The following is an 11,688-nucleotide window of genomic DNA, read 5'->3' on the forward strand; positions in this document are numbered from 1 at the left end:
TTTTCGTTTATGCATTAGCATATACACTCAATCATTCAAGATGCATCAAGGCGGCAAGGGAGTGAGTCCCCGGAGCTTACCGAAGTAAGTGACAGGGTGAACGAGCGAAGCCAACGCAGAGGCAGCTTGAAGGGTAACGTGTATAAAACGGGGCATATGGCTGGACGAATTCCACGAGTATTTATCAATGACCTGCTGGCGCGCACCGATATCGTCGATCTGATCGATGCCCGGGTAAAGCTGAAAAAGCAGGGCAAAAATTTTCACGCGTGCTGTCCGTTCCATAACGAAAAAACCCCCTCTTTCACCGTCAACGGTGAAAAACAGTTTTACCACTGCTTCGGCTGCGGTGCGCACGGCAACGCTATCGACTTCCTGATGAACTACGACAAGCTCGAGTTCGTGGAAACCGTCGAAGAGCTGGCTGCCATGCATAATCTAGACGTGCCGTATGAAGCAGGTAGCGGACCCAGCCAGATTGAGCGCCATCAGCGGCAAAATCTCTATCAGCTGATGGATGGTCTGAACACGTTTTATCAACAGTCTCTGATGCAACCCGCCGCCGGCCCCGCGCGCCAGTATCTGGAAAAACGCGGCTTAAGCAGCGAGGTGATTACGCGCTTCGCGATTGGCTACGCCCCTCCCGGTTGGGACAACGTTTTAAAACGTTTTGGCGGTAATCAAGAAAACCGCCAGTCGCTGATTGATGCGGGCATGCTGGTCACTAACGATCAGGGACGCAGTTACGACCGCTTCCGCGAACGGGTGATGTTCCCCATCCGCGATAAGCGAGGCCGGGTGATTGGTTTTGGTGGTCGCGTGCTGGGTGACGCCATGCCGAAGTACCTGAACTCCCCGGAGACCGATATTTTCCATAAAGGCCGCCAGCTGTACGGTCTTTATGAAGCGCAGCAGGATAACGCTGAACCGCCCCGCCTGCTGGTGGTCGAAGGTTATATGGACGTGGTGGCTCTGGCGCAGTTCGGCATTAACTATGCCGTTGCGTCGCTGGGAACGTCGACGACCGCTGACCATATTCAGCTGTTGTTCCGGGTCACCAATCAGGTGGTTTGCTGCTACGACGGCGACCGGGCTGGCCGCGATGCCGCCTGGCGCGCGCTGGAAACGGCGCTGCCGTATATGACCGACGGGCGCCAGCTGCGCTTTATGTTTCTGCCGGATGGCGAAGACCCGGATACGCTGGTGCGCAAAGAAGGGAAAGCCGCATTTGAAGCGCGGATGGAGCAAGCTCAGCCGCTCTCCACGTTTTTGTTCAACAGCCTGCTACCGCAGGTGGATTTGAGCACCCCGGACGGCCGCGCGCAGCTGAGTACCTTAGCGCTGCCGCTGATAACGCAGGTGCCGGGTGAAACGCTGCGCATATACCTGCGCCAGGAGTTAGGCAATAAGCTGGGGATTTTAGATGATGCGCAGCTTGAACGTTTAATGCCAAAACAGTCTGAAAATGGCATCCAGCGCCCTGCTCCGCAGCTAAAACGCACGACCATGCGTATACTGATAGGGTTACTGGTACAAAACCCGGATCTGGCGCCGCTGGTACCGCCCCTGGAAGGGCTGGACCCGCGTAAAATGCCGGGGCTTGGGTTGTTCAACGAACTGGTTAAAACCTGTTTGGCACAGCCGGGCCTGACCACCGGGCTGCTGTTAGAGCAGTATCGCGGCACAAATGAGGCCGCAACCCTTGAAAAACTGTCGATGTGGGACGATATAGCAGATAAGGATATTGCTGAAAAAACCTTCACCGACTCGCTCAACCATATGTTTGATTCACTGCTGGAGCTGCGGCAAGAAGAGTTGATAGCTCGCGACCGCACGCACGGCTTAAGCAGTGAAGAGCGCCGGGAACTCTGGACCATCAGCCAGGAACTGGCCAAAAAATAAACGAAAGACAAACTCATTCAAGTTGTATCAAGGCAGCAAGAGAACGAATCCCCGGGAGTGCGCACAAGCACATGACCAGGATGAGAGAACGTAGCTAACGCAGAGACAACTTGAAAGATAACGCATTGAACGGCTTAAGTGCCGAATATCGTTCGGGAAGACCCCGACAGCCGCTCGAGGCGCAGCGGCAATAATATAAGTACGCCCTCGCTTTAAATGTTGGCAGTTCGCCTGCTTACACCAATCAAACGAATTAAGTGTGGATACCGTCTTATGGAGCAAAACCCGCAGTCACAGCTGAAGCTTCTTGTCCAACGTGGTAAGGAGCAAGGCTATCTGACCTATGCCGAGGTCAATGACCATCTGCCGGAAGATATCGTCGACTCCGACCAGATCGAAGACATCATCCAAATGATCAACGACATGGGCATTCAGGTGATGGAAGAAGCACCGGATGCCGATGATCTTTTGCTTGCTGAAACGAACAACAATACTGACGAAGATGCGGAAGAAGCTGCGGCGCAGGTTCTCTCCAGCGTTGAGTCTGAAATCGGACGCACAACCGATCCGGTGCGCATGTACATGCGTGAAATGGGTACCGTCGAACTGCTGACGCGCGAAGGCGAAATCGACATCGCTAAACGTATCGAAGACGGCATTAACCAGGTTCAGTGCTCGGTGGCTGAATACCCTGAAGCGATCACCTATCTGCTGGAGCAGTACGATCGCGTTGAAGCGGAAGAAGCGCGTCTGTCCGATCTGATCACCGGTTTTGTCGACCCGAACGCCGAAGAAGATATGGCGCCAACGGCGACGCACGTCGGTTCTGAACTCTCTCAGGAAGAGATGGATGACGACGAAGACGAAGATGAAGAAGAAGACGACGACAGCAGCGATGACGACAACAGCATCGACCCCGAGCTGGCGCGCGAGAAATTCGCCGAGCTGCGTACGCAGTACGAACTGACCCGCGACACCATCAAAGCGAAAGGTCGTAGCCACGCCGCAGCGCAGGAAGAGATCCTCAAGCTGTCCGAAGTGTTCAAACAGTTCCGTCTGGTACCGAAGCAGTTCGATTACCTGGTTAACAGCATGCGTATCATGATGGATCGCGTTCGTACTCAAGAACGTATCATCATGAAGCTGTGCGTTGAGCAGTGCAAAATGCCGAAGAAAAACTTCATCACTCTGTTCACCGGCAACGAAACCAGCGAAACCTGGTTCAATGCGGCCATCGCCATGAACAAGCCGTGGTCAGAGAAGCTGCTTGACGTGAAAGAAGACGTTCAGCGCGGCCTGATGAAACTGCAGCAGATTGAACAAGAGACCGGCCTGACCATCGAGCAGGTAAAAGATATCAACCGTCGTATGTCCATCGGTGAAGCGAAAGCGCGCCGTGCGAAGAAAGAGATGGTTGAAGCGAACCTGCGTCTGGTTATCTCGATCGCCAAGAAATACACCAACCGCGGTCTGCAGTTCCTCGATCTGATCCAGGAAGGCAACATCGGTCTGATGAAGGCGGTTGATAAGTTTGAATACCGCCGCGGCTACAAGTTCTCCACCTACGCAACCTGGTGGATCCGTCAGGCGATCACCCGCTCTATCGCAGACCAGGCGCGCACCATCCGTATTCCGGTGCATATGATTGAGACTATCAACAAGCTCAACCGTATTTCCCGCCAGATGCTGCAGGAAATGGGCCGCGAGCCGACGCCGGAAGAGCTGGCAGAACGCATGCTGATGCCGGAAGACAAAATTCGTAAGGTGCTGAAAATCGCCAAAGAGCCTATCTCCATGGAAACGCCGATTGGCGACGATGAAGATTCGCATCTGGGAGATTTTATCGAGGATAACACCCTCGAGCTGCCGCTGGACTCTGCCACCACCGAGAGCCTGCGCGCCGCCACCCACGACGTTCTGGCTGGCCTGACCGCCCGTGAAGCGAAAGTCCTGCGTATGCGCTTTGGTATCGACATGAATACCGATCACACGCTGGAAGAAGTGGGTAAACAGTTTGACGTAACCCGCGAACGTATTCGTCAGATCGAAGCGAAGGCGCTGCGTAAACTGCGCCATCCGAGCCGTTCTGAAGTGCTGCGTAGCTTCCTCGACGATTAATTATCGCCGCGTCCCCTGAAAAGCCAGTCACATGACTGGCTTTTTTTATGTCTAAGCAGAAACCATTTATTTAATAAATATTAAAACCCCAATATAAAACCCATCAATATATATCCAGGTCTTATTCTTATTATTTATTTATGTGCCATTAAACCGCTGGACTCATAGTTTTACGATTGTACTATTGGCTGGTTGATGGGGCGTATTTACGCCTAAAACCGCAGGCAAATCATAGGGAAATGAAATGAATAGCAAGCGTAAAATTCAGCTAGCTGATTTTAATAGAACGGTTATTTTAACCACCGCTAATACATTATTTCTAAGCCGTGGAATAGAAAGTACCACCATGGATGAGATCGCACATGAAGCCGGTTTTAGTAAAACCACGCTTTATACCTATTTCGACAATAAAAAGGATATTCTGGATCATCTTATCCTGGAGGTAATGGCGCGTTTCTATCAGGAGCTCATACCAATCGCTAATCGGCAAAATTCATTTCGCGAATTTTATCGCGAGCTGTGCCATGCGCTGATGGCTCTCCACGAAACAAGCCTTGCCTACTTTTCCGCGATAGCCGGGAAGATCGCCTGTTCTGAAAAAATCACTAAAAACAATAAGGCGTTGAAAAATATCGCTATGACTGGAGAACAGATCCACCAGATTATCGCAAAGCGAATCACAGACGCCGCCGAAAAAAAAGAGATTGGATTAAATGCTCCCGTCGCGGACGTCATGATGCTGTTCTGGCTCTGCCTGACCGGGCTAGTGGAAAAGTCCTCATACAGAGAAGAATGTCTTTTACGTCACCTTGAGAAAGACCGTAAAACCTTTCTCGACTTCGCTTTTGACGCCCTCTTATTCATGATAGAAAAAGGGAATATTAGCGATTGCGAAAAAGCTGACTAAAGCCTCAGGCTTAAGCCAGCCGCCGACGACCGGGCTGAAAGCCGTAACCCTTTTGTCGTCGGAAATGCATTAAAGCCCTCGCGTGGCCAGCGCCTCGTCAAGCTCCCGGTAGGCCTCCACCAGTTTATCCAGCGTCGCCCGGTTGAGGCCGCTGGGATTCGGCAGCACCCAAACTTCCGTCGCCCCAATGGTCACCTGCTGCTTGCCCCATTTTACGCCGCGCACCTGAAACGCTTTCTCGAAGGCCTGTTTACCCAGGATCGCCAGCGCGCGCGGCTGATACTCTTCCATTTTTCTGACCAGTTCACGGCCGCCATCGCGGAGCTCCAGCAGCTCAACCTCGCTGGCCTGCACCGTCGGGCGTTCGACGAGCATCGTGATCCCGCAGCGGGTATCCAGCAGCTGGAGTTCCTCCTCGGGTTTCAGAAGACGGTCGGTAAAGCCGGCCTGGTGAATCACTTTCCAGAAGCGATTGCCCGGATGGGCGAAATGAAAACCGGTATGGGCGGAAGACTTCCCCGGATTGATACCGCAAAAGACCACCCGCAGGTCCGGCGCCAGAATATCGTTAATCATGTTTTCCCCAGCTCAATGCCTAAAAGGTAATTATAAAGGATTGAAAATGCGTTGTTTATAAAAACAGCAGGCGTGATTTTTAGGCTGGATTGCGGGGAACAGTTACTTTATAATCCCTCGCCACGGCCCCTTAGCTCAGTGGTTAGAGCAGGCGACTCATAATCGCTTGGTCGCTGGTTCAAGTCCAGCAGGGGCCACCAGATACAGCAAGGGCTGACGAAAAATCGTCGGCCCTTTTGCATTGTGCGGCCCCCTCGGGGCGCCGCAGCTTAACGTGAGGTTCGCGACAGGCGGCTTACACCAGCGCCTGCAGCTGTTCGCGCATATAGACGGTGAAGAATTCCGGGTTTTTAATGACGATCCGGTTACCGGAGGCAATTTTTTCCGCCCAGCCGGCCACTTTTTCCGTGAACCCGGCATCCCATCCCTCCTTTTCACCCCGGGCCATGACGTCGGCAGGATTTGCCGGTACGCCTAGTTCATGCAAATACTTCAAAATTCCCTTAGCGGTACTTTCATCCATAGTATTCGGCACCGACAACGATGTGTTCATACCACCAATAAAATCCAGGGCTTTATCGATTGCTGTTGGCATACTCTTATCCTTAAAATTAACCACGTAATGAACATGATGACACTATGGACCCATCTTCGCCGGGATATCAAAGAGATCGTTGCCTTTCTTTGATTCAGACCGCAGCTAAACGCTTGCGTGGTGCTTTTCTGCTCGACTATTCCGTACTACTCCCCACAGGAAACTACTCCATACGTCCGCGCTTAAACTGGCCGGCATCGATATCGTACTGTTTCATTTTTCGCCACAGCGTGGTGCGGCCAATATTCAGCAGCTGCGCCATCTCCTGCACCCGCCCGCTGGTCACGCGGGCGGCATGGATAATCGCTTCTTTCTCAATGGCGCTAAAGGTCAGGCTGGTGGGCAGCAGCGAGGAGCCCGCGTCGGCGCCGGGCCGCTCGGCAAACAGATATTCCGGCAAATTACTCAGCCGGATATGGCCGTTATCGCTGCTAATGGCGATATTTTCAATCACGCTGTTCAGCTCAAAATCGTTGCCCGGCCAGGAGTAGGCCACCAGCTGCGCCAGCGCATCTTCATCCATTTTCAGCCGCGAGGAAAAGCGCTTTTCCAGGCTCTTAAGGCGATTGTGCACCAGCGAAGGAATACTGTTACGCCGCGCGCGCAGCGGTGGGATAACGATTTCAAAGGAGTGCAGCGCGTAGTAAAGCTGGCGGCTAAAGCGGTTTTGCTCCACCAGATTGGCCAGATCGACGGTGGTGGTGGCGATCACTTTAACGTCTACCGGAATCAAGCGGCGGGCATCCAGACGGGTTAAAACCCCCTGCTTGATCACCTGCAGCAGCGCGGACTGCAGCTCCGGCGCCAGGTATTCGATTTTTTCCAGAAACAGCGTCCCGCCGTTGGCCAGCTCAAGACGGCTAAGGCGGCCGTTTTCATCGTCCGTCGGCGCGCTGCCCATAAAATCCTGGCCCAGGACGCTGTCGGCATACAGCTGACAGTTGACCGCGATATACGGCCCGCCGCCCCGCTCGCTCTCATTGTGAATCGCCTGGCTGAGCAGCTCCTTACCCACCCCCTCTTCACCGCACAGCAGCACCGGAAAAGTGCCGCGCGCCGCCTGGCGGCCAAAGTGAATCAGCCGCCGGGTTTCCGGGTCGTCCGCCGACATCTGTTCAAAGGTATGGCTCACTTTGCCAAGCTGGCTGGTCATCAGCTGGCGCATCTGCTCGACCGGATGCAGCAGCAGAATGAAACTGTTGCCCTGCTCTTCAACGATTGGCTTGAGCGTAATGACGGCGTCGACAAACTGATGCTGGCTTTCGAAGGTGACCTCCACATGGTTCAGCCCGCGCGCGTGCTTAATGGCCCGACGCAGCAGGGCCGGCAGCGTCACCAGCTCATTGATATTTTTCCCCTGGCTGGCCTGGGCATCAAGATGCAGCAGCGTCGCCGCCTGCACGTTAAGAAACTGCAAAATCCCCTGCTCGTTCCACGCCATCACCCCGTCATCCATGCTCTCCAGCAGACCGTACATCTGGTTAAGATGGCGATTCGACTCGGCCAGCAGGCTATCAGTGAGCAGCGAGTTGCCGACTTCCCGGGCGATAGCCAGGGTCAGGGAGAGGTCAGACGAAGCCTGTTCTTCCGTCAGGCAGCACAGGGAAATGGAACCGAACAGACGCCCGTGGTTATCAAACACCGGCGTGGAGCTAAACGACCATCCGTGCAGCGCATGTTTAAAATGCTCCTCGCCCGTCGTTTTGACCGGCTGCCCGAGCATGGAGGCCAGCGAAAGCGCGCAGCTGCCGATAATGCTTTCCGCACAGTAGCTGCCGTCACGAAATCCCAGCGCCGCCAGCTGGTCGAGGGTCTGCGGATCGCCGCAGCGGCTAAGAATACAGGCGGACTCATCGAGGATGAACAGCGCGCAGGGGCGGTTATCCATAAACTCCCAGGCATCCTCCAGCGCCGCCTGACCAATCGTCAACAGCGCGGTCTTGCGCCGGCAAATCGATTCAAACGTCAGCCCCTGCGCCTGATGCGGCGTCTGCCAGGTTTCCCGCTGCATAAACTTGCTGCAGCGATGCCACGACTGGGTTATCACCAAAGGAAAGCTCTGAGTCTGCGCAGTCATATCCCTATCCGCTGTTTCATAAACGACAACCCCTCCGGCGGCTACCGCCAGAGGGGGAGAAAACGTCTCATCGCTTAAATGAGACGGGGCAGGTCGACGCTAAATTAGCGCGCCAGCCACTGCTGTCCGAGCAGGTCGGCGGTCAGAATCGCCGCATGCACGCTCTGCGCGCTGACCGGGAACGGCATGTTATGAATGGTTTCACCTTCCGCGCAGGTCGCTTTGGCGACTGCCTGAATTTTCTCATCGATGCCCTCTTTAACGCCCATTTGCGCCAGCGTAACCGGCAGCCCGACGGTATGGCAGAAGTTCAGCACCGTTTCGATCTCTTCCATCGGGCTATTTTGCAGCACCAGCTGCGCCAGGGTACCAAACGCCACTTTCTCACCATGGTACAGATGGTGGCACTCTTCGAGGATGGTGAAACCGTTGTGAATGGCGTGCGCGGCGGCCAGACCGCTACTTTCAAAGCCGATACCGCTGAGGTAGGTATTCGCTTCAACGATGCGTTCCAGCGCATCGGTCACCACGCCGGCCTGGGCGGCGAGGCGGGCTTTTTCGCCTTCCGCCAGCAGCGTATCATAGCACAGGCGCGCCAGGCTCAGCGCCGCTGCCGTCGACTGACCGCCCGCCATGCTGGTGGCTCTGGCGTCATAGCAGGCCCTGGCTTCAAACCAGGTTGAAAGCGCATCCCCCATCCCGGCCACCAGCAGGCGCACCGGCGCTTTAGCGATAATCGCCGTATCCATCACCACCATGTCCGGGTTTTTCGGGTAGATCAGATACTCTTCAAACTCGCCGGCTTCGGTGTAGATAACTGACAGCGCGCTGGTTGGCGCATCGGTGGAGGCGATCGTCGGGATCACCACCACCGGTAGCTTCTGGTAGTAGCCAATGGCTTTCGCCGTATCGAGCGTCTTGCCGCCGCCGATGCCCACCACGCCGCGGCAGCCGTGCTGTTTCAGAATGGCGATCAGGCGATTGATCTCAACGTGGCTGCATTCGCCGTTGAAGCGCTCCGCATGGCAGCTGATGTTGTGGCTGTGCAAACCTTCCAGCACTTTCTCTCCCGCCAGCTTCATCACGAAGTCATCGGCAATCACGAAAAAGCTGTCCGCCAAGTTTTTGGCGTATTGCCCAAACAGCGTGGATGCATCTGGTCCCTGGAGATATTTGGCTGGAGATTGAATAACTTTTAGCATTCCGTTCACCCTCAAATAAGTGCATGTTTTGACATGATGAGCCCCGGTGTTTCTCCGTCCGGCCTTACATCAAAGGCGGGGACGAAAGCGCTACCTGAGCGATGCCATCACTGTAGGGCGAGCCGCGGGCAAAAAAATCTTTCCCCTTTTTGTCCCGATATGAAACAGGACATAAATTATATTGTTTCATATTGAAACATGAATTCATGTGAAACGATGGGATTGCGATCTCGATCCGCCCCTTTGGCGCAAAAGAAGGTTACCAGCCGGACGATCGTCGACGTTTTTCACCACCACGGGCGGCAAGAAGGGGCAAAATTATTTCTCTGAGCGGGCTTTCCACGCTGATGAAGCGAGGTGAAAGAGGCGCCTTACTTCGCATTTTTCCCTTTCCTTGCGCAAAAATGTTTCATTAAGGAACAAAAATTAATAATTACGTTTCGTAATGAAACTCATTTTATGGCGATTTTTTTTCCCGCCAACTCAGCCAGAATCAATACATCGCCCGATATCGCATATCGTCAGGCGGTACCCCTACACGATGATCGCCTCCGTCAGCAGAGAGGCCGCATCGAAACTCCGACGGAGCATAAACAATGAAAAAACTGATTAACCGTGTCGAAGATGTCCTGAGTGAACAACTGGCTGGCCTTGCAAAAGCCCACCCTGAACTGACGCTGCACCAGGATCCGGTCTACGTCACCCGCGCCGATGTGCCGGTGGCCGGGAAAGTGGCGCTGCTCTCCGGCGGCGGCAGCGGCCACGAGCCGATGCACTGCGGCTATATTGGCCAGGGCATGCTTTCCGGGGCCTGCCCGGGAGAAATTTTCACCTCCCCGACGCCGGATAAAATGTTTGAGTGCGCCATGACCATCGACGGCGGCGAAGGCGTGCTGCTGATTATCAAAAACTACACCGGCGATATTCTTAACTTCGAAACCGCCACCGAGCTGCTGCACGAAAGCGGCGTCAAGGTTACCACCGTGGTAGTCGATGACGACGTGGCGGTGAAAGACAGCCTCTATACCGCCGGGCGGCGCGGCGTGGCGAATACCGTGCTGATTGAAAAACTGGTGGGCGCGGCCGCCGAACGCGGCGACTCGCTGGAAGCCTGCGCCGAACTGGGGCGCAAGCTCAACAACCTGGGCCACTCTATCGGCATCGCGCTCGGCGCCTGCACCGTTCCGGCCGCCGGGCAACCCTCATTCGAACTCCAGGACGATGAGATGGAGTTCGGCGTCGGCATTCACGGCGAACCGGGCATCGACCGCCGCCGCTTCACCTCTCTCGATCGCACCGTTGACGAAATGTTCGATACCCTGCTGGAAAACGGCGCCTATAGCCGCACGCTGCGCCACTGGGACAACGTGAAAGGCGCGTGGCAGGAGGTAACGCAGACCAAGCAGGCGCTGCAAAAAGGCGATCGGGTTATCGCGCTGGTCAACAACCTCGGCGCCACGCCGCTGTCCGAACTCTACGGCGTCTATAACCGTCTGACGCAGCGCTGCGAGGAGGCCGGTATCGTTATCGCGCGCAACCTTATCGGCAGCTACTGTACCTCTCTGGATATGGTGGGCTTTTCCATCACCCTGCTAAAGGCCGATGAAGAGACGCTGGCATTATGGGACGCCCCGGTCCACACCCCGGCGCTGAACTGGGGCAAATAAGGAGCAACGACATGTCATTAAGCAGAACGCAAATCGTAGACTGGCTCTATCGCTGCGGCGATATCTTCACCAAAGAGAGCGATTTTTTGACCGGTCTGGACCGGGAAATCGGCGATGCCGACCACGGACTGAATATGCATCGCGGTTTTAGCAAGGTGGTGGAAAAGCTGCCGTCGATTGCCGATAAAGACATTGGTTTTATTCTTAAAAATACCGGTATGACGCTGCTCTCCAACGTCGGCGGGGCCAGCGGCCCGCTGTTCGGCACCTTCTTTATTCGCGCCGCTCAGGTGACCCAGGCCCACCAGAGCCTGACCCTTGAGGAGCTCTATCAGACCTTTCGCGAAGGCGCGGAAGGGGTGGTGAATCGCGGCAAAGCCGAGCCGGGCGATAAAACCATGTGCGACGTCTGGCTGCCGGTGGTGGAATCGTTGCGCCAGTCCAGCGAACAGCACCTGTCGATACCAGGCGCCCTTGATGCTGCCTGCGAACAGGCGCAAGCCGCCGTCCACGCCACGATCGCCATGCAGGCTCGCAAAGGGCGGGCCAGCTACCTGGGCGAACGCAGCATCGGGCACCAGGATCCGGGCGCGACCTCGGTGATGTTGATGGTTCAGATGCTGGCCGCAGCGGCCAAAGAGTAA

The 11,688-nt window shown here is 55.2% G+C and carries 9 protein-coding genes and 1 tRNA gene; 6 read left to right on the forward strand and 4 right to left on the reverse strand.

The annotated features are described in order from the left end of the window. Positions 1 to 156: 156 nt before the first annotated feature. The 3 genes from dnaG (at position 157) to MKleb_RS24085 (ending at position 4,927) form a co-directional block, all read left to right on the forward strand. Positions 157 to 1,902, forward strand: a complete 1,746-nt coding sequence (gene dnaG, locus MKleb_RS24075; RefSeq protein ID WP_014226898.1) for a DNA primase — start codon at positions 157 to 159, stop codon at positions 1,900 to 1,902. 273 nt (positions 1,903 to 2,175) lie between these two features. Next, positions 2,176 to 4,020: an RNA polymerase sigma factor RpoD gene (gene rpoD, locus MKleb_RS24080; RefSeq protein WP_004105908.1), complete on the forward strand. Its 1,845-nt coding sequence runs from the start codon at positions 2,176 to 2,178 to the stop codon at positions 4,018 to 4,020. 244 nt (positions 4,021 to 4,264) lie between these two features. Further along, positions 4,265 to 4,927 carry a TetR/AcrR family transcriptional regulator gene (locus MKleb_RS24085; protein WP_025105906.1) on the forward strand — a complete coding sequence of 221 codons (663 nt, stop codon included), beginning with the start codon at positions 4,265 to 4,267 and terminating at the stop codon, positions 4,925 to 4,927. A 69-nt stretch (positions 4,928 to 4,996) separates the two neighbouring features. On the opposite strand, the gene mug is transcribed toward MKleb_RS24085, so the two are convergent. Then, positions 4,997 to 5,503 (reverse strand): G/U mismatch-specific DNA glycosylase, encoded by a 507-nt coding sequence (gene mug, locus MKleb_RS24090; RefSeq protein WP_009651862.1) that lies wholly within the window; start codon positions 5,501 to 5,503, stop codon positions 4,997 to 4,999. Positions 5,504 to 5,627: 124 nt separating this feature from the next. Here mug and MKleb_RS24095 point away from each other — a divergent pair. Further along, positions 5,628 to 5,703 (forward strand) — tRNA-Ile (locus MKleb_RS24095). A gap of 95 nt (positions 5,704 to 5,798) precedes the next feature. On the opposite strand, the gene MKleb_RS24100 is transcribed toward MKleb_RS24095, so the two are convergent. From MKleb_RS24100 to MKleb_RS24110, 3 genes are all read right to left on the reverse strand, one after another. Further along, on the reverse strand, positions 5,799 to 6,122 hold the full coding sequence (locus MKleb_RS24100) for a DUF1889 family protein (RefSeq protein ID WP_071532228.1): 324 nt from the start codon (positions 6,120 to 6,122) through the stop codon (positions 5,799 to 5,801). Between the two features lie 139 nt (positions 6,123 to 6,261). Beyond that, the gene (gene dhaR, locus MKleb_RS24105) at positions 6,262 to 8,175 is read right to left on the reverse strand and encodes a dihydroxyacetone kinase operon transcriptional regulator DhaR (RefSeq protein ID WP_025105905.1); all 1,914 of its coding nucleotides are present in this window, start codon (positions 8,173 to 8,175) and stop codon (positions 6,262 to 6,264) included. 104 nt (positions 8,176 to 8,279) lie between these two features. Next, complete coding sequence (locus MKleb_RS24110) at positions 8,280 to 9,377, reverse strand: glycerol dehydrogenase (protein WP_009651847.1); 1,098 nt, start codon at positions 9,375 to 9,377, stop codon at positions 8,280 to 8,282. Between the two features lie 596 nt (positions 9,378 to 9,973). Here MKleb_RS24110 and dhaK point away from each other — a divergent pair. Together dhaK and dhaL are read left to right on the forward strand one after the other, a co-directional pair. Continuing rightward, positions 9,974 to 11,044, forward strand: coding sequence for a dihydroxyacetone kinase subunit DhaK (gene dhaK / locus MKleb_RS24115; protein WP_025105904.1), 1,071 nt, complete (start codon positions 9,974 to 9,976; stop codon positions 11,042 to 11,044). 11 nt (positions 11,045 to 11,055) lie between these two features. Beyond that, the gene (dhaL, locus tag MKleb_RS24120) at positions 11,056 to 11,688 is read left to right on the forward strand and encodes a dihydroxyacetone kinase subunit DhaL (RefSeq protein ID WP_014226902.1); all 633 of its coding nucleotides are present in this window, start codon (positions 11,056 to 11,058) and stop codon (positions 11,686 to 11,688) included.

This window comes from Klebsiella sp. PL-2018, assembly GCF_019048985.1.
GTDB classification, from domain to species: Bacteria; Pseudomonadota; Gammaproteobacteria; order Enterobacterales; family Enterobacteriaceae; genus Klebsiella; species Klebsiella michiganensis.

Coding starts and splice junctions, on each gene's coding strand:
- dnaG (WP_014226898.1), top strand. CDS start 157: ATGGCTGGACGAATTCCACGAGTATTTATCAATGACCTGCTGGCGCGC.
- rpoD (WP_004105908.1), top strand. CDS start 2,176: ATGGAGCAAAACCCGCAGTCACAGCTGAAGCTTCTTGTCCAACGTGGT.
- MKleb_RS24085 (WP_025105906.1), top strand. CDS start 4,265: ATGAATAGCAAGCGTAAAATTCAGCTAGCTGATTTTAATAGAACGGTT.
- mug (WP_009651862.1), bottom strand. CDS start 5,503: ATGATTAACGATATTCTGGCGCCGGACCTGCGGGTGGTCTTTTGCGGT.
- dhaR (WP_025105905.1), bottom strand. CDS start 8,175: ATGACTGCGCAGACTCAGAGCTTTCCTTTGGTGATAACCCAGTCGTGG.
- MKleb_RS24110 (WP_009651847.1), bottom strand. CDS start 9,377: ATGCTAAAAGTTATTCAATCTCCAGCCAAATATCTCCAGGGACCAGAT.
- dhaK (WP_025105904.1), top strand. CDS start 9,974: ATGAAAAAACTGATTAACCGTGTCGAAGATGTCCTGAGTGAACAACTG.
- dhaL (WP_014226902.1), top strand. CDS start 11,056: ATGTCATTAAGCAGAACGCAAATCGTAGACTGGCTCTATCGCTGCGGC.